Consider the following 17,971-nt stretch of genomic DNA (forward strand, 5'->3'; position numbering starts at 1 on the left):
GCGCCTGTCCGCCTTGCACGCCCGCCCATCATGTCATCCTCGCCCGCACGGCCTGCTATGCCCGAGGCAACGATGGCGGTTCGACCATCGCTCGGCTTCGTCAGAACCCGCCTCCTGTTATCGCCCGCAGTCAGCCGAGCCGGACGCGGCGGCGAAATCACCTGCGCGCGGGCAGCGCTCGCCCGCATCTTCGGCAACGAAGCTGCCGCGATGATCTGCAGCGACCGCAACGGACGAGCGCCTTCTCGCGTAAGCATCATCGCGATGTGACCCGCGAAAAGCAGCGCCGGTCAGGACATTCGGCGCGCGCGTCGGCGCTCGGCGGGATCACGCGTCCGTCTCGCGGTTCAACCCACGAAGGCGCAATGCGGATGAAGTGCGGACGGCGCCGTCCAGTAGTTCCGTGAGATCAACTGATAGCGAGGAAGTACCGACCACTCCACAAATCGCGCCACCACCCAGGCGCCACAGAAATACTGCGCGCTCGGTGCTCCAATACTTCGAATCAGCAAAAAGGATCAGGCGACAACAGAAATGGCGCCCGATGTGGCGCAGATCATTGCATCGTTACACGGCAGGGGCGAGCAAGCTCGTTTACGCTTGATCGCTTTGTGGTTGTGGTCTTCCCTAGAGCTGGGAGCATTTGGCGGTTCCTGCATGCGAGCCCTCGCACGCGAGGTTGGCCCCGCGCCCGCATGAAGAGCAATAAGAAACGGGCGGGCGAAGAGATGCGCGACACCGCAGACAGGCCCAACATTCCGCGCGGGACGATCGCCACGCTTCTCAGCTTCGTTGGCGTCAGCATCGTTTTGGGTTGGGTGGTGGGCAGTGATCTGCCCGAGCTTCACACCATTCTCGACACCGCCATGTTCGTGCTCTCGGGCGTCTTGGCGCTGCTGCTCTGGGACATGGGCCGGAGGCTCGATCGGCCTTTCCTGAAACATCTCTCGATCACGTTCGCGAGCGTTGCGCTGCTCGAGGCCCTGCACGCTTCGGTCTCGGTCGAGTGGTCGGGCCCGATGGCGGCGATTGCTCGGATGAGCGCAGACTTGCGTCCGCTGACCTGGCCCCCGCCCGCCGCCCTCTTGCCGGTGGGCGTCGGCCTTGCGCTCGTTTTACTACAGCGCAGGGTGCGAACCATTGTCGGGTTCGCCGTTCTGCAGGCGATTGCCGCCCTTGGCCTCTTTCTTCTGTTTCAAGGCGTTGCGCCTTATGCCGAGGCTGGCGTGCTTGGCATCACGCGCCCTTCGCTCATTCCCGCGCCGCTGCTCTGGGCGCTGATCGCTTGGGCGTGCTGGCGCTTGCGCGATCGCGAGCGCGCGATCCCCTCGCTCGGTTTGATGGGGCTGACCATCCTCATCTCTAGCGCGGTCATGCTCTATTCGCGCTTTCCGGCCGACACGATGGCGATCATCGCCCATCTGGGCCGCGTTGCGGGCTATCTCGCGCTTCTGTTCTCGCTCATGCACATGGCCGCGCTCGACATGGCCGAGCGGGTGCGCGCCGAAGCGCGGCTTGCGCGTTTAAACGAAGAATTGGACGCTCGTGTGCGCGAGCAGACGGCGCAGCTGCGCGCCAGCAACGGGCAGCTTGCCGCCGAGATCGCCGAGCGGCGCAAAAGTTATGAGCTTCTGGACGCCATCACCGAGCACTCGCCAGCAATCCTCTATGTAAAGGATCTCGACGGACGCTATCTGCTCGTCAATCGCCGCTATTGCGAGGCCTTCCATCTCGATCGCGCGGCCGTGCTCGGCAAGACCGACTACGACATCTTCGCCAAAGAGGCGGCGGACGCGTTCCGCGCAATGGACCAACGCGTCGCCCGAGCCGAGGCCGTGCTGACCGAGGAAGAGACAGAGCCACAGGCCGACGGCGCGCACACCTATATTTCGGTCAAGGCGCCGCTGCTTGACGAGTCCGGCAGCCCCTATGCGACGTTCGCCATCTCGACCGACGTCACCGATTTGAAACGCGCCGAAGAAAGACTGGCCGAGAGCGAAGAGCGCGCCCGTCTCATCATCGAGACCGCCCTTGATGCTGTGATCGGCATGGACAAAGAAGGCCGCGTGGCGGATTGGAGCCCTCAGGCGGCGCCCATGTTTGGCTGGACGCGGGAGGAGGCGCTCGGCCGTCCGCTCGCCGATCTCATCATTCCCGAGCGTTACCGCGACAGCCATCGGGCGGGCCTCGCGCGCTATCTCGCGCGGGGCGAGGCGCGGGTCCTCAATCAGCGCATAGAGATCGCGGCTCTGCATCGCGACGGGCGCGAATTTCCGGTCGAGCTCTCAATTACGCCAATCCGCACCGGCGCCGGGGTGAGCTTCAGCGCCTTCGTGCGCGACATCACCGAGCGCAAGATCGCCGAAGGCAAGCTCAGGGCGCAGCTCGAACGCATGGCCCTGCTCGACCAAATCACCCGCGCGATCGGCGAACGCCAGGACATCGACAGCATCTTCCAGGTCGCCGTCCGAAGCCTTGAGGATCAGCTGCCGGTCGATTTCGTTTGTCTCTGTCTCTATGACCGACCGAATAAAGCGCTCACCGTGGCGCGCATCGGCGCAAAGAGCGAAGCGCTCGCCGTTTCGCTCGCCATGCCCGAGCGCGCGCACATAGAAATCGACGAGAACGGACTCTCTCGCTGCGTTCGCGGCGCGCTCGTCTATGAGCCCGACATTAAAAGCTCGCGCTTTCCATTCCCGCAGCGTCTGGCAAAAGGAGGGCTTCACGCCTTTGTAGCTGCGCCCTTGCAGGTGGAGAGCCAGGTGTTCGGCGCTTTGATTGTCGCGCGCCATGAGGCCAATTCCTTCTCGAGCGGGGAATGCGAGTTTCTGCGGCAGTTGAGTCAGCACGTGGCGCTCGCCTCCCACCAGGCGCAGCTCTACAGCGCCCTCAGCGAAGCCTATAACGAACTCCGCCACACCCAAGACGCGGTCATGCAGCAGGAGCGGCTGCGCTCGCTCGGTCAAATGGCGAGCGGCATCGCCCACGATATAAATAACGCGCTCTCCCCGATCGCGCTCTACACCGAATCTCTCCTAGCCAGCGAGCCGGGGCTTTCGCCCGCAGGACGGGGCAAGCTGGAGGTTATCGACCGCGCCATCGACGATGCGGCTCACACCGTCTCGCGCATGAAGGACTTCTATCGTCAGCGCGAGCCGGAGCTGAAGCTGGCGCCGGTCGAAATGAGCGCCCTGATACAGCATGCGATCGACCTCACCAAGGCGCGCTGGCGCGACATGGCCGAGGAGCGGGGCGTGTCGATCGAAGTGAAGACGGAGCTTGCGCCAGGGGCCCCGCCCGTATGGGGCGTGGAAAGCGAGCTTAGGGAGGCGCTCATCAATCTGGTGCTTAATGCTATCGATGCGATGCCGGCAGGCGGGGCCATCACGCTGCGCACCAGACATGCCGCAGGGCGCGGCGCGGGCAAGGTCCAGATCGAGGTCACCGATACAGGCGCCGGTATGGATGAGGCCACGCGCACTCGCTGCCTTGAGCCATTCTTCACAACCAAAGGCGAGCGCGGGACAGGGCTTGGTCTTGCCATGGTGTATGGCGCGGTGCGGCGTCATGGCGGCGACATCGAGATCGAGAGCGCGCTTGGGCAGGGAACGACGGTGCGGCTCATCTTGGACGCAGCGCCGGCCGATTCGGCGGGCGCGCGCGCACAACCCGCCGAACTCGCACGACCCGCCGAGCGCCTCAAGCTCCTCATCATCGATGACGACCCGATCCTTCTGCGCTCGCTTCGCGATGTGCTGGAGGGCGATGGGCATTTGGTGGCTGCCGCCAACGACGGACCCGCGGGGGTTGCCGCCTTCACGAGCGCGCTGGGAACGGCCAAGGCGTTCGATGTGGTGATCACCGACCTCGGCATGCCCAAGCTCGACGGAAGGCGCGTGGCGGCCGCCGTGAAGGCAGCCTCGCCTAAGACGCCTGTTCTGCTGCTGACCGGTTGGGGCGAAAGGCTGATGGCCGAGGAAGCGCTGCCCGCCAACATCGATCATGTCTTGAGCAAACCGCCCAAACTGCGCGAGGTTCGCGCCGCGCTTGCCGCCTCAACCGGCGCCGCGCCCCAGTCCAAGAGCGCCTGACGCTCGGCATTTGCGGCGCTGCGCTCAGTGCGAAAGCGATCGGACCGAAGGTCCTCGAAAACCTAGAGTCGCTGGGCGCCGGCTGGCTGCGTGGGTGGTTGCACGTCATGTCCTTCGGCCCGCGCTATACTCACCGCGAGAAACGACTGCCCCTGAGGACGGCGAATTATCCCTCGCCCGCGCGTTCGCCGCCAAGGCTGACTTCGTTGCAAAAGCCGAGCACGGATTCGAGAAAGTCGATCAAATCGATCGCCGCCCTCCATTGGTTCGCGCCGTGCCGGTTCGCATGCTCCAGTCGGCCGTCCATGACGCACGCTTCGGGGACATCTGACGCCCCCCGTTCACCGCCTTCAGCGAATCCAACGAGCGTCAATCAGCAACGCGAACGCGGGTGGAGGCTGGCCGCGGCTCGGATGTTTCGGATCGCGATTCCCACGCTTTTTTCTGTTGCAACGGACCCAAAAAACCAAGTGTAATCAATGGCGGTTCACAGGCCGATGTTGCAGCTATCCTATTGTTTTCGCACGTCCGTCATCGGCTTGGGAAGCTGACGTTCTACCTCTGAACTACGCCCGCAATAGCGGCCGAGAGAGATAACGCGTTTCGGGCCGGCTGCAAGCCCAACGCGCGCGGCGGCGCCACTGGCGGCCGGCGGGGCTGAGCGACTATGTGTACCGATCGCGCAGCTGCTGCGCTTCAGGTTCGAAAGCGCGCGATGACGGCCTTCCACCACCTCCTCGGCAACACGCTCGTCGCCAGCATCACCAACTTCACCGTCTGGTTCGCGGTGACGTTCTGGATCTTCCTCGAAACCCAGTCCGTGTTCGCGACCGGCATGATCGCCGGCATCTATCTGGTGCTCACCGCGGCGCTCAGCATCTGGTTCGGGGGCCTGGTCGATCATCATCGCAAGAAGCTGGTGATGATGGGATCGAGTGTGGCCTCGTTCGCGCTTTACGGCGCCGCCTGGGCCATTCACGCCGCCACGCCTGCGGAAAGCCTGACGAACATCGCCGGCGTTCCGCTCTGGCTGTTCGTGCTGACGGTGATGTTCGGCGTCATCGCCGGCAACATCCGCAACATCGCCTTGCCCACGCTCGTCACCGCGCTCATCCCCGAAGACCGCCGTGACAAGGCGAACGGCCTCGTCGGCATGGTGACCGGCATCGGTTTCCTGACCACATCGGCGATCAGCGGTTTCCTCGTGGCCTGGGGCGGCATGGTCGCGACTTTGGGCTTCGCGCTCGCCTTCTCGGTCCTCGCCTTCGCGCACCTGGCCTTCGTCCACGTCGACGAACCGTCTCTCACGCGCGAAAGCCATGAGCCGCGGCGCTTGGATATCGCCGGCACCGTCCGCGTCGTCATCGGCGTGCCGGGCCTCATCGCGCTGATCATCTTCGGCGCCTTCAACAACCTGCTGGGCGGCGTGTTCATGGCGCTGATGGACGCCTACGGCCTTTCGCTCATGTCGGTCGAGCGTTGGGGCCTGCTCTGGGCGTTCGTGTCGACCGCCTTCATCCTGAGCGGCCTCGTCATTGCGCGGACCGGCCTCGGCCCCAATCCGCTGCGCACATTGATGATCGTCAATCTGATCGTCTGGTCGGTCAGCGCCGTCTTCACGATCCAATCGTCGATCCCGCTGCTGGCGGCAGGCTGCTTCATCTGGCTCTTCCTCGGCCCCTATGCGGAAGCGGCCGAGCACACGACCTTGCAGAAAGTCGTCCCGTTCGAACGTCAGGGCCGCGTGTTCGGCTTCGCGCAGGCGGTCGAGCAGGCGGCTTCGCCGCTCACGGCGTTCCTGATCGCGCCGCTGGCGCAGTTCGTCCTCATCCCGTTCATGACCACGGGCGCAGGGGCCGACGCGATCGGGGATTGGTTCGGACGCGGACCGGAGCGCGGCATCGCCCTCGTCTTCTGCATCGCCGGCGTATTGGGCGTCATGGCGACGATCTTCGCCTTCAACTCGCGCTATTATCGCCAGCTCAGCGCCGCCTACGCCGAAGGCGCCGCGGCCGAGACGCCGCCGGACGCGCAGCGCGCCGAAAGCTGAGCCGCGCGCCTCAGCGCCCGCGCAGGTCGTCGTCCTCGATCACGCCGCCGCCGCCGGCCTGAACGCTCAAGATGCCCACCGCCGCCAGCAGCTGCCGCTCGGCCACGACGAGATCGCGTTCGGCTTGCGCCAGCGCGATGCGCGCCGTCAGCAGATCGGCTTCCTGGTCGAGCACCTCGACCGTCGAACGTAGACCCGTCTCCTGCTCCAGCGTCACGCCTTCATAAGCAAGTTCGGCCGCCGCCACCTGCTCGCGCGCAGACTCCACCGCCGCGCGCGCGCTGGCAAGGCCCGTCCAGGCGTTGGTGACGGCCTCCTGCACGTTGCGCTGCGCCGAGGCCAAATCGAGGTTGGCGGCAGAACGCAGCGCCCGCTGCGCGCGGGTGCGCGAGCGGATCGCGCCGCCCTCGAACAGCGGCACCGAAACGCGCACGCCGACACTGTCGCTGGTGCTTTCGAGCGCATCGTCGTTGAAGTCGCCGCCCGTGCCGAAGCCGCCTTCGAGCGTCACGTTCACGCGCCCCTGCGCCGCCGCGACATCGACATTAGCGTCGGCCAGCCGCGTATCCGCCTGCGCGCCGATCAGCACCGGGCTGTTGTCGACGGAAAGATCGAGCGCCGTTGGCAAATCCGACGGCAGCCCTGTCGCTGGGGTCGGCGCCGTCAACCCTGACGGAGGGCGCCCGACCAGGCGCTGATAGGCCTGCACCGCGGCGGCCATCGTGCCTTGCGCCTGCACGAGTTGTGTGCGGGCCTGCGCGTAGCGCGCTTGCGCCTGCGCCACGTCGGTCCGCGTGACGACGCCCGCATCGAACTGCGCCTGCGCATATTCGAGCAGGCGCGAAAGGTTGGACACGGTCTGCTCGCGCGCAGCGACCACGGCTTGCGCTTGGCGTACGTCCGCATAAGCGCGCGTCACATCGAGCAGCAGCGTCTGCTGCGCTAATTCATAATCCGCGACCGCGCCGGCGATCTGCGCCCGCGCCGCGCGCGTGGAAGCGATCACGCGGCCGGAGCCGAACAGGAGCTGCGAGACATTGGCGTTCGCGGTCCAGGTCTCGTCGCGGTCTTCCTCCAGCGCCGGATTGTCGGAATCGCGATCGCCTGCCGTGGCGCCGGCCGAAAGCGAAACTTGCGGCAGCGCCGCGGCCCAGGCCTGCGGCAGCGCTTCGCGCGTCGCGTTCAAGCGCTGACGCTGCGCCGCCAAGGTCGGGTTCGACTCCACCGCCGACACCATCGACTCCGCCAGCGTCTCGGCCGATGCTGGCGCGGTCGCCGCGATCAAGGCGGCCAGAGATGCAATCACCAAACGCATGAGAACTTCTTCCTCATTCCCGCCTGAGCGCTTCGATCGGATCGAGCTGCGCCGCGCGCCACGCGGGGTAAGCGCCGAACAGGACGCCGACAGCGCCCGAGAAGCCGATCGCCAGCGCCGCATGCAGCGGCGATAGTACGAGCGGCAGGTTAAACAAACTCGTCATTAACCACGCGCCGCCGACGCCGATAATGAGGCCAATGATCCCACCCGCAACGGAAAGCGTCACCGCCTCCAAGCCGAACTGATGAAGAATATCTGACCGCCGCGCGCCCAAGGCCTTCCGCAAACCGATCTCACGCGTCCGTTCAGTTACGCTCACCAGCATGATGTTCATGATGCCTATACCACCGACCAGCAGCGACACCCCGCCAATTCCCGCCAAAAGCGCAGTGAATACGCCTGTGGTTTGCGCCATCGCCTCGCTGATCGAACTCAAATTCTGCACCATGAAGTCGTCTTCGCCCTCTCGCGTGCGGTGGCGCTGTCGCAAAAGTGTCTCGACGTCCTCTTGAACGCTGGTGAGCAGGTCCTCCGATTGCGCCTTCACCGAAATCTGGCTGACGCTGTTGCCGCGCCCGCGCCGGCCGGCGATGCGGCGCTTCACCGTCGTCAGCGGCGCGAGAACGACATCGTCCTGATCCTGAAAGCCGGTCTGGCCCTTGGCTTCCAGCACTCCGATCACCTCGTACGTCCCGCCGGACATGCGCACGCTCTGGCCGATCGGATCAACGTTCGGGAAGAGCTCCGTCGCCACCGTCTGGCCGAGCACGACGACGCGCCGCGCCTGCCGCTCCTCGGTTTCGTCGAACATGCGCCCTTGCGCGATCTCCCAATCGCGCGCCAGTAGGAAGGCCGGCGTCACGCCGTTTACTTCCGGATTCCAGTTGAGGCCGTTGGCGATCACCTGCGTGCGCGCGCGTTGCGAAGGCGCGACAACGGCCACGCCCTCCACCTGCGCCGCGATCGCCTCGGCGTCGTCCATCGTCAGCGCGTCCCAGCCGCCGCCGGCGCCTGCCTGCCCGCGGACGCCGCCGCCGCCGCGCTGCGCGCCGGGCACGACGATCAACAGATTCGAGCCGAGCGAGGCGATCGAGCGCTCCACCTGCGCCTGCGCGCCCGAGCCCAGCGCCACCATCGCCACCACCGAGGCGACGCCGATGATGACGCCAAGCGCCGTCAGCGCCGAGCGCATCGGATTGGACCGAAGCGCCCGCGCCGCGCTTGCGATCAGGTCAGACGTGCGCATCATGGCGCGCGCTCCGCTGTTGTGTGTTGTCAGCGACGATGCGCCCATCGCGCATCTCGATCGTGCGCCGCGTGGCGGCGGCCACGTCGTGGTCGTGCGTCACCAGCACGATCGTCACGCCTTCGCTGTTCAGCTCTTCGAACAGTCGCATGATCTCGACTCCGGTGTGGCTGTCGAGCGCGCCGGTCGGTTCATCGCCGAGCAAGAGCGGCGGCTTGCCCGCGAGCGCGCGGGCGATCGCCACACGCTGCTGCTGGCCGCCGGAAAGCTGGGTCGGCCTGTGTCCCATCCGCTCGCCGAGGCCAACGCGATGCAACAGCGCCGCCGCGCGCTCATGCCGCTCCTTCGGCGGCACGCCGCCATAGATCATCGGCAGCTCGACATTCTCGAGCGCCGTCATCCGCGGCAGCAGATTGAAGCTCTGGAACACGAAGCCGATGGTGCGGTTGCGGAAGAGCGCGAGGTCTTCGTCACTCATCTCGCCGATATCGGCCCCGTCGATGACGATCTTGCCGTCCGTCGGCGTGTCGAGGCCGCCGATAATGTTCATCATCGTCGACTTGCCGGAGCCCGATGGCCCGACGATGGCGCAATACTCGCCGCGCCCGATCTCGAAGCTCACGCCGTCGAGCGCATGCACGGTCTCTTCGCCCATGCGATAGAGCTTCAGCAGGTTACGCGCTTGGATCAGCGTATCCATCATGCGCCCCGGATACGCACGCCGCCGCCCGGGCCGCCGCGTCCGCCCATGCCGCGCTGCTCCTCTTCGCGTTGCGGGCCGCCGCCGATGATCACCTCATCGCCTTCCTCGAGCCCGCCATGCACCAGAGTATGTGAATTGTCGGCGACGCCGATCTCCACCAGCACTGGCTCCGGCCGGTTGTTGCGCAACACCCAGACGATCGCCTGCTGACGGATCTCCTGACGCAGCCCATTGCCGGCGCGCATCGCCGCAAGCAATTCGCGCTGGCGCGGCGTGAAGCTCGGCTCCAGCTCCCGGATCACCTGCTCGCGCACCTGCCGCATCGCCGCTCGGCGATTGCCACGGCCTTCGCCGCGCGGCATCGACGCCGCCGCCTGTTCGAACAGCTCGCGCGCCCGCGCCTGCTGCGCTTCGGTGAGTTCGAGCGCCTCGGCCAACTGGCCGACGCCGCGCCCGCCTCGGCCGCCGCGTTGACCGCCGCCTTCGCCGCGCGTCTGCGCTTGCGCCTCGCCGGCGCCGCCGCGACGGCGTCCGCCTTCGCCCTGCATCAGCTCTTGCCCGCGCGCGACCAGCTCTTCATCCGCCGGGCGGAAGCGCAGCGCCGTGTTCGGCACGCGCAGCACGTTCTCGCGCTGCTCCAGCACGATCTCGGCGTTCGCCGTCATGCCGGGCAGCAGCTGACGGCCGGGATTGTCCGCTTCGACCACAACCGTGTAACTGACAACGCCGCTTTCGGCGACGCCCTGCTGGCGCACCTGGCTGACGCGGCCTTCGAACTCGCGGTCCGGAAACGCATCGACGGTAAAGCGCACCGCCATGCCTTCGTTGACTTCGCCGATATCGGCCTCATCGACGGTGATGTTCGCCTGCAGCCGCGACAGATCCTGCGCGATCACGAACAAAGTCGCCGCCTGCAGGCTCGACGCCACCGGCTGGCCCACGTTCACTTGCCGATCGACGACAACGCCATCAATCGGCGAGCGGATCACGCTGCGCTCCAAATCCGTGCGCGCGGTCGCGACTTGCGCCGCCGCTTGCGCCACCGCCGCGCGCGCCGTATCGCGCGCCGCGCGCTGCTGCGCCATCAATTGCTCGGAAGCGAAGCCACGCTGCTGCAGCAGCACGTAACGCTGGTAATCGGAGTTCGCGACCGCGGCCTGCGCTTGCGCCTGCGCCAATTGCGCTTGCGCCTGGACGATGCGTTGCTGGAACGGCGTCGGATCGAGCCGCGCCAATTCCTGGCCGGCGCGCACCTGGCTGTTGAAATCCACCGAAACGCTCTGCACCGGGCCCGACACCGTCGAGCCGACATTGGCCGACACCAACGGCTGCAGCGTGCCGGTCGCGCTCACGACGCGCGTGATGGCGCCGCGATCGACCTGCGCGGTGCGATAGGGCTCCTCGTCGTCGCCGCCGCCGAAGATCATCCAGATCGCCAGCACCACGGCGAGGCCGCCGCCGACGAGATAGAGGTTGCGCCCCCGCAGCACGCCGGGGCGTTTGGACCAGATCTCAGCGACTTTCTGTTTCAGTGCGGCGAGCATTTCCCATCCTCACTTGGCCGCCGGCGCGGCGGCGGCAAGTCCCTTCCCCCGTTGCGACAGAGCAAAGGCGCGACCGGAGGATTGCCCGCCACCCGACCGCGCCCCCCGTGTCAGTGACGCCCGCGCCGATGATGGCGCGCGGCCTCGGCCTCTTCGCGCGTCACGCGACCGTCATCGTTGGCGTCGAGCCGCTCGAACATGCGCTCGCCCATCGACGCGAACTCGCCGCGCGAAATCTGGCGGTCGTTGTTCGAATCGAAGCTGCGGCGGCCATGGCGTTCGCCGCGCTCGCGCCGCTGCGGCCGTTCATTAGCGGAGATCACGCCGTCATCGTTGGCGTCGAGGCGTTCGAAATGCGCGATCGGCCGCGCCAGGAATTCCTCGCGGGTGACGGCGCCGTCCTCGTTCGCATCGGCGCCCGCGAGATGCCGCATGCCGCCGCGATGGCCGCGGCGTCCCCGGCGCTCATGACGCTCGCCGCGCAGCTCGCGAAACTCCGCACGCGAGACCTGGCCGTTATTGTCCTGATCCAGCACGCCGAAGTGCGCCGCGCGCGCGGCGTCGAATTCCTGGCGCGTCAGCACGCCGTCATTGTTTGAATCGCCCTGCCACAATCGCGACACGCCGCGTTCCGGCGCCTGCGCCGGTTCGGTTTGCGCCATCGCGATCCCTGCTGCGCCGGCCAGCGCCGCGAGTCCCGCCGCGGCCGCCAAGATTCTCCGCATTTTGCTCTCCATCGGCCGCCCAACGCTCCGGCCATGCTGCGCTTCTACAAGCGTGCTTTTGCGCCCGTTGGTCGCGCTTGCGACAAAGTTTGTCGGGGTCCCGCAAAAAAAGCGGCCGGCGCTGGGGGAGAAGCGCCGGCCGCCATTCATCTCCGGCTCCTCGGCGAGGGAGATGCGCGAGGAGCCTCGTACGGCGCCATGGGGAGGGGGAATGCGCCGTCCGATGGGTTGAACGCTACGACCGACCTTTGTCCGTCGTTTTTCATCGCACCCCGGACTGGCGCCAGACTTTGTCGGCGCCGATCAGTTCGGCGGCATGGTCGGCGTGATGCGCCGCCGCGGCGGCCGGGCCTGGCCGACCAGACGCACGAACTCGGAGCGCGCCAAGTCGCCGTTCTCGTCCTGGTCGTAATCGACTACGCGACCGCGGATCTCGGTGTCGAATTCCTCGCGCGTGATGGTGTTGTCGACGTTGCGGTCGAAATCGAGCCGATAAGGCCCGAGTTGGCCGCCGCCCAGCACCAGATTGCCCCAGTTCTGAAACTCGATCGGCGACAGCGAGCCGTCGCTGTTGGCGTCAGCGCGCGTGAATTCGCGTTCGCGGCCTGCGTCGATCTCAGCCGCGCTGGTGATCAGGTCGGCATTGGTGTCGAAGCTCACGAACATCAGCGCGTCGGCGGACATCAGCGCCCGGATCGGTTCGTCGGAGCGCGACCCGCTGGCCCCGCCGCTGGCGCAGGCGCCCAACGTCAAAGCGGCGCAAACCAGTCCGACAGCAAATCTGAAGCGCATCGAGTCATCCCTCACATCTCAACCCCTAGAGGGGCGCCGATCTGGGCGGCCTCAAGGCAAGACGCCCGCATTCTTGCCTAAGTGTGTCGCCTCTCCGGCGGCGCCAAGCTTTGGCACAAGTTCGGCACGCGTGCTTAGTAGATTTTTCGCGAGCCCAAGCGCACTTAAGCCCCATGACGCTGGAGGACCCGCACATTCTGGTCGTGGACGACCACCGCGAAATCCGCGAATCCCTGGCCCAGTTCCTGAAGAAGAACGGCCGCCGCGCCAGCGCCGTCGACAGCGCCGAAGCCGCCCGCAAGGCGATCAAGGAAAACCGGATCGACCTCGTCATCCTCGACATCATGATGCCGGGCGAGGACGGCCTTTCGCTCTGCCGTCACATCCGCGAGACCAACCACATCCCTGTCATCCTGCTCTCGGCCCGCGCCGAGGAGCTCGACCGCATCATCGGCCTCGAAGTTGGCGCCGACGATTACGTGGTGAAGCCGTTCAACCCGCGCGAGCTCTTGGCCCGCATCGACGCCGTGCTGCGCCGCACCCACGCGCTGCCGCCCAACGTCGAAGCGCCGACCGGCGAGGTGCTGGCGTTCGACCGCTGGAGGCTGAAGCTCGCCGAGCGCGAACTGGTCGACGACGAGGGCAAGGTCGAAGAACTGAGCACCGGTGAATATCGCCTGCTGCTCACTTTCCTGCAGCGGCCCAAGATCGTGCTCTCGCGCGAGCAATTGCTCGATCTCGCCTTCGACCGCGGGACCGACGTGTTCGACCGCGCCGTCGACACCCAAGTCTCGCGCCTCCGCCGCAAGATCGAAGCCGACGCCCGCTCGCCGAAGCTGATCAAGACCGTCTGGGGCGGCGGCTACGTCTTCACAGCGCCGGTCGAAAAGGCGTGAAGCTCAATCCGTTCAACACGCTGACCGGCCGCATGGTGCTCGTCACCGTGCTAGCCGTGATCATTTCCTACGCGATCGCCTTCGCCATCTACGCCAACGAACGCGGCGCGGCGCTCCGGCGCGCGGCGGAGAGCAGCGTCATCGAGCGCGTCGCCTTCACCGCCGAGCGGCTGCGCGAGCTTCCCGCCGACAGGCGCCCCTTCGTCGCCGAAGCGATCCGCGACTTCAGCTTGCGCTACAATGTCAGCGAAGCACCCCAAGTGGAGCACGCCCCGTCCGGCGGGCCCGGCGGGCGCATCGCCCGCGGCATCGCCGAGCGCTTCGCCAACGCCGACGTGCGCGCACAATCGCGCACGGTCGAAGGACCCTCGCGCCGCTGGCGGCGGCGCACGCGCGAGTTCGAGGGCGAGGGCCCGCGCCATCTTCGCCGCATCGACCCGGAAGAAGGCCCGATCGTGCGCGCAACCGAAGTCATCGTCTCGGTCCGGCTCGAGGAAGGCGCCTGGCTCAACGCCCGCGCCCGCTTGCCCGGCCCGCGCCCTGCGCCGCTCGGCGTGCTCGCTGCGGCGCTCGCTTCGGTGATCATTGTCGGCATCGGCGCCGCCTTGGTCTCGCGTCAGATCGGCCGGCCCCTTGCGGACCTCGCCAACGCCGCGCGCGCGCTCGGCGCCGGACAAGCCAACGTCGCCGCCCCCGTGAGCGGCCCCGAAGACGTGCGCCGCGCCTCGACCGCCTTCAACGCCATGGCCGAACGGCTCGGCCGACAGCTCAGCCGTCAGCGGCAAATGCTGTGGGCGCTCAGCCACGATCTGCGCACGCCGATCACCGCGATCCGCCTGCGCGCCGAACTGGTCGACGATGAAGCGACGCGCCAGCGCCTGCTCGCTTCGGTTGAAGAGATGGAGCAGCTGACCGAACAGGCGCTCGCCCTCGCCCGCGCCGGCGCCAGCGAAGAAGCGCGCAGCAAGGTCGACCTCGCCGAAATCGCCCGCACGCTCTGCGGCGAGCTGCAGGACATGGGCGTTAACGTACGCGCCGAAGCGAACGAGCCGGTGATCGCCGAATGCCGCCCGAGCGAAATCGCCCGCGCGTTGCGCAATCTCGCAGAGAACGCGGCGAAGTACGCCGGCGGCGGCGTCATGCGCGCTTATCGCCAAGGCGGCGAAGCCGTGGTCGAAGTGAACGACGAAGGCCCCGGCGTGCCGCAAGACCAGCTCGCCAAACTCACCGCCCCGTTCTTCCGCGCCGACGAAGCCCGCAGCTCCAGCGCGAACGGCGCCGGCCTTGGCCTCGCCATCGCCCAAGCCATCGCCGAAGCCCACGCCGGCCGCCTCGAGCTTGCAAACCGCACTCCCCGAGGCTTCAGCGCCAAGCTGGTTCTGCCCGGCTGAGCTTGGAGCGCCCTAGACGCCCTAACGGTACGCCCGTAACATCCTTCGAAACGGCGCGCCTTTGGGGGCGATAGATGGCGACCATTACACATTTTGGCGGAGCTAATTCGGGCGACCCTCTCGGCGCCGGCGTGATGGCCTCCTCGGTTGGGCAGCCGGGTTACTCCTCCACGCAATTCCAATCCTACTACGCAGCGTTCGACGAGCGTTGGTTCTTCACCGGGACCGGCTTCGGCAGCTACAGCGGCAATTTGCCAAATAGCGGCACGATCACCGGCATTTCGTTCGTCGCTGGCGGCGTCAACATCGTCAACATCACCGGCCTCTCAATCTCTGTCGCGGCGTTTCGCAACGCCGCGGGCAAGGACGCCTACACGTTTTACAGCATCCTTTTTCAGGGAAATGACACCTTCAACGGCAGCGCCCTCAATGACGGACTCGACGGTTATGGCGGCGATGACATCATCGAAGGCGGCGCCGGCAACGACACCATTAACGGCGGCGATGGCGCGAACACGCTGAACGGCGGCGATGGAGATGACTCCATAGCCTCCCGGGGCCAGGATATCATCGACGGCGGCGCCGGCTTTGATCGGTTAAGCGTCTACTTCGCAGATCCGGGCGCGTACGACATCAGCAACTGGGGATCCGCGTCGCCGGTTACACTGGCGAACGGCACGACGTTCCAGAACATGGAGACGTTCTCGATCCTTTTGGGAACCGGCGCGCAAACCGTGAATTTTGTCGGCGCGCTCAATATTCGCCTCGAAGTCCACGGCACAACGGCCGATACGGTGGTGCTCGATCTCTCTTCGACGAACACCGCTGTGTTCATGTCAACCCATCAGGTAAACGCTGGCGGCTACCAGCTCAAAGTTTACGGACCGAGGCTGCAAATCACGGCAGGCTCGGCAAACGACACCCTGGTTGGCAACGGCGGCTATACGCTGTCAGGCGGCGGCGGCAACGACGACCTGACCGGTTTCGATGGCGGCAACACTCTGTACGGCGGCGCCGGCGACGATTCCTTCGAGTCCTGGCCTGCCGTCATCACCGCCGCCGGCGGCGACATCATCGACGGCGGCGAGGGTACTGACCATTTACAATTCTTGTCGATGTTTGAGCGTGGGCTGAACGGCGTCAACTTCTCCACGGCCGCCATGGCGACCGAGGCCGGCGTAACCTTCGGCACCGTCACGGTTCGAAACGTCGAGACCTTAGGCACTCTCAGGCTTACGCATGGCGACGACACATTCAGCATGTCGGCGTCAGCGATCGGCGGTGGAGGCGTTCAGGTGTATGGCGGCGATGGCTTCGACATCGCCATCATCGATTTCTCATCGCTTACCACTAACGTTGTCAGTCGGCCCGTTTCAACAGACTTCGAAAAAATCATCCTTACGACCGGAAGCGGCAACGACACCCTCTATGGGTTGGGCGGCGACGATCAACTCTTCGGCGGCGGCGGCAATGACGGCTTTTACGGATACGCCGGCGCCGATCAGTTCGACGGCGGGGATGGATCGGATACGGTTTTCTACGCCGGCCCGATAACGGTGGATTTGGAGAACCCTGGCGCCAACGCCGGCGAAGCCGTCGGCGACACCTACGTCTCTATCGAAAATGTCACGAGCGGCGAGGGTGGCGTCACGCTGCGGGGGAACACGCAGAACAACATTCTGACTTCGGGCCTGTTGGGCGACGATCACCTTGAGGGCCGCGCCGGCGACGATCGGCTGGATGGCGGCTATTACGGCAATGATGTGCTGATCGGGGGCGATGGGAACGATGATCTCGTCGGGCAAAATGGGAACGACTATCTGATCGGAGGAGCCGGCGCAGACGATATCAACGGCGGCTACGGCGATACGGATACCGCGAGCTACGAAGACGCCGCATCCGGCGTCGTGGTCGACCTTATCAACTCCGCCGCGAACACTGGCGACGCCGCTGGTGATATGATTGTCGAGATCGAAGCGATCGTCGGTTCGCAGCATGCCGATACGCTGCGAGGGAACGGCTACGCCAACACGCTGGTCGGCGCAGATGGCGACGATAATCTTGAAGGTCGCGAAAGCGACGACATCATCGACGGCGGCGCCGGGTTCGATACTGCGCGGTTCGACATCGAGTCCAGCAGCGCCGGTTGGGAACGCAACGCAGACGGCACGTGGGACGTTTGGAGCGCCCTCGGCTTCGACACGCTCACCAGCATCGAAGCGCTCTCCTTCACCGATCGCGACGTTTATTTCCGCGCGCCGCAACGGACGTTCTCGGGCGACAGCACCTCGGACATGCTGTTCGTGCGCGACGACGGCTTCCTGGTGAGCTGGAACGTCAGCGGGATGAGCATCACGGCGGCCGCAGGCTTGGCGGTTTTGCCCGCCGGCTCCACCGTGCTCGACACGGCGGACTTCAACGGCGACTGGCGCGACGACATCCTGCTGCAGGACGCCGACGGACGCGTGTTCAGCTGGCAAATGAACGGCGCCGCGATCGAGGCCGAAGGCGATATCCTGACGCTCGGCGCCGAATGGAGCTATCTCGCCGCCGGCGACTTCAACGGCGACTGGAAGGACGATCTCATCTGGCGCCATGACGACGGCACCGTCGTCATGTGGCAGATGGACGGGACCGCCATCGCCAGCGGCGGCGCATTGACGGCGCTCGGGCCGGAGTGGAGCCTCGACGGCGTCGGCGACTTCAACAGCGACGGCCGCGAAGATCTTTTGTGGCGGCGCGACGACGGGCTCTCTTTCATCTGGAATATGGACGGCATGAGCATCGCCGGCGCGGCGCCGACCTCGGCCTTCGCCGGCACGGAGTGGAGCCTTGGCGCGGTCGCCGACATCAACGGCGACGGCTTCTCGGATTTGATCTGGCAGCGCGACGATGGGCTGATCGTCAGCTGGCAGATGGAGAACGGCGTGCTGACCAGCGCCGGCGTCCTCGCCAGCATCGATCCCGCCGAATGGACGCTGCAGACCGTGGGCGATTATAACGGCGACGGCCGCGACGACATCGCCTGGCAGAACAACGACACCGGCACAGTGTTCGTCTGGCTGCTGAACGGCAACGCGATCCAATCCGCCGGCGCACTGGCGACGCTCGGCGACGAGTGGGGCTGGATTTAGAATTCGCCGCACGGTCCGGCAGAGCTGATCCTGCCCGGTGTTTGAGTGCAGTCCTGCTTCCGCTATGATCCGGCAGGAGGC

Annotated in this window: 12 protein-coding genes; 5 read left to right on the forward strand and 7 right to left on the reverse strand. The window is 66.2% G+C overall.

The window, feature by feature from the left end; genetic code table 11:
* Positions 1-728: 728 nt before the first annotated feature.
* The gene (locus tag VEA80_RS15440) at positions 729-4,091 is read left to right on the forward strand and encodes a PAS domain S-box protein (RefSeq protein WP_325061660.1); all 3,363 of its coding nucleotides are present in this window, start codon (positions 729-731) and stop codon (positions 4,089-4,091) included.
* 166 nt (positions 4,092-4,257) lie between these two features.
* On the opposite strand, the gene VEA80_RS15445 is transcribed toward VEA80_RS15440, so the two are convergent.
* On the reverse strand, positions 4,258-4,398 hold the full coding sequence (locus VEA80_RS15445; protein WP_325061661.1) for a hypothetical protein: 141 nt from the start codon (positions 4,396-4,398) through the stop codon (positions 4,258-4,260).
* Between the two features lie 408 nt (positions 4,399-4,806).
* Between VEA80_RS15445 and VEA80_RS15450 the strand changes: the two genes are divergently transcribed.
* Entirely contained in the window at positions 4,807-6,141 is a 1,335-nt protein-coding gene (locus VEA80_RS15450) for an MFS transporter (RefSeq protein ID WP_325061662.1), read from the forward strand.
* A 10-nt stretch (positions 6,142-6,151) separates the two neighbouring features.
* Here the strand turns inward: VEA80_RS15450 and VEA80_RS15455 are convergent, their stop codons facing one another.
* The 6 genes from VEA80_RS15455 to VEA80_RS15480 all read right to left on the reverse strand — a co-directional run bounded on the left by VEA80_RS15455 (position 6,152) and on the right by VEA80_RS15480 (position 12,469).
* Complete coding sequence (locus tag VEA80_RS15455; RefSeq protein ID WP_325061663.1) at positions 6,152-7,456, reverse strand: TolC family outer membrane protein; 1,305 nt, start codon at positions 7,454-7,456, stop codon at positions 6,152-6,154.
* Between the two features lie 13 nt (positions 7,457-7,469).
* On the reverse strand, positions 7,470-8,708 hold the full coding sequence (locus tag VEA80_RS15460) for an ABC transporter permease (RefSeq protein ID WP_325061664.1): 1,239 nt from the start codon (positions 8,706-8,708) through the stop codon (positions 7,470-7,472).
* Entirely contained in the window at positions 8,692-9,408 is a 717-nt protein-coding gene (locus VEA80_RS15465) for an ABC transporter ATP-binding protein (RefSeq protein ID WP_349257270.1), read from the reverse strand. Before VEA80_RS15465 ends, VEA80_RS15460 begins: the two co-directional genes overlap by 17 nt.
* Positions 9,405-10,952 (reverse strand): efflux RND transporter periplasmic adaptor subunit, encoded by a 1,548-nt coding sequence (locus tag VEA80_RS15470; protein ID WP_325061666.1) that lies wholly within the window; start codon positions 10,950-10,952, stop codon positions 9,405-9,407. Before VEA80_RS15470 ends, VEA80_RS15465 begins: the two co-directional genes overlap by 4 nt.
* Before the next feature lie 110 nt (positions 10,953-11,062).
* Entirely contained in the window at positions 11,063-11,677 is a 615-nt protein-coding gene (locus VEA80_RS15475; RefSeq protein WP_325061667.1) for a hypothetical protein, read from the reverse strand.
* Positions 11,678-11,980: 303 nt separating this feature from the next.
* Positions 11,981-12,469, reverse strand: a complete 489-nt coding sequence (locus VEA80_RS15480) for a hypothetical protein (protein WP_325061668.1) — start codon at positions 12,467-12,469, stop codon at positions 11,981-11,983.
* A 173-nt stretch (positions 12,470-12,642) separates the two neighbouring features.
* Between VEA80_RS15480 and VEA80_RS15485 the strand changes: the two genes are divergently transcribed.
* The 3 genes from VEA80_RS15485 to VEA80_RS15495 all read left to right on the forward strand — a co-directional run bounded on the left by VEA80_RS15485 (position 12,643) and on the right by VEA80_RS15495 (position 17,890).
* A complete protein-coding gene (locus tag VEA80_RS15485) occupies positions 12,643-13,365 on the forward strand; it encodes a response regulator (RefSeq protein ID WP_325061669.1) in 723 nt (240 codons plus the stop codon).
* On the forward strand, positions 13,362-14,756 hold the full coding sequence (locus VEA80_RS15490; protein ID WP_325061670.1) for an ATP-binding protein: 1,395 nt from the start codon (positions 13,362-13,364) through the stop codon (positions 14,754-14,756). The genes VEA80_RS15485 and VEA80_RS15490 overlap by 4 nt, the downstream gene beginning before the upstream one ends.
* Before the next feature lie 74 nt (positions 14,757-14,830).
* Complete coding sequence (locus VEA80_RS15495) at positions 14,831-17,890, forward strand: FG-GAP-like repeat-containing protein (protein ID WP_325061671.1); 3,060 nt, start codon at positions 14,831-14,833, stop codon at positions 17,888-17,890.
* Positions 17,891-17,971: the final 81 nt, after the last annotated feature.

The organism is Vitreimonas sp. (genome assembly GCF_035627415.1).
Taxonomy (GTDB): Bacteria; Pseudomonadota; Alphaproteobacteria; order Caulobacterales; family Aquidulcibacteraceae; genus Vitreimonas.

What these genes read in the sequence shown, in the direction of transcription:
- VEA80_RS15440 (WP_325061660.1), top strand. Translation starts at nt 729, where the DNA reads ATGCGCGACACCGCAGACAGGCCCAACATTCCGCGCGGGACGATCGCC.
- VEA80_RS15445 (WP_325061661.1), bottom strand. Translation starts at nt 4,398, where the DNA reads ATGGACGGCCGACTGGAGCATGCGAACCGGCACGGCGCGAACCAATGG.
- VEA80_RS15450 (WP_325061662.1), top strand. Translation starts at nt 4,807, where the DNA reads ATGACGGCCTTCCACCACCTCCTCGGCAACACGCTCGTCGCCAGCATC.
- VEA80_RS15455 (WP_325061663.1), bottom strand. Translation starts at nt 7,456, where the DNA reads ATGCGTTTGGTGATTGCATCTCTGGCCGCCTTGATCGCGGCGACCGCG.
- VEA80_RS15460 (WP_325061664.1), bottom strand. Translation starts at nt 8,708, where the DNA reads ATGATGCGCACGTCTGACCTGATCGCAAGCGCGGCGCGGGCGCTTCGG.
- VEA80_RS15465 (WP_349257270.1), bottom strand. Translation starts at nt 9,408, where the DNA reads ATGATGGATACGCTGATCCAAGCGCGTAACCTGCTGAAGCTCTATCGC.
- VEA80_RS15470 (WP_325061666.1), bottom strand. Translation starts at nt 10,952, where the DNA reads ATGCTCGCCGCACTGAAACAGAAAGTCGCTGAGATCTGGTCCAAACGC.
- VEA80_RS15475 (WP_325061667.1), bottom strand. Translation starts at nt 11,677, where the DNA reads ATGCGGAGAATCTTGGCGGCCGCGGCGGGACTCGCGGCGCTGGCCGGC.
- VEA80_RS15480 (WP_325061668.1), bottom strand. Translation starts at nt 12,469, where the DNA reads ATGCGCTTCAGATTTGCTGTCGGACTGGTTTGCGCCGCTTTGACGTTG.
- VEA80_RS15485 (WP_325061669.1), top strand. Translation starts at nt 12,643, where the DNA reads ATGACGCTGGAGGACCCGCACATTCTGGTCGTGGACGACCACCGCGAA.
- VEA80_RS15495 (WP_325061671.1), top strand. Translation starts at nt 14,831, where the DNA reads ATGGCGACCATTACACATTTTGGCGGAGCTAATTCGGGCGACCCTCTC.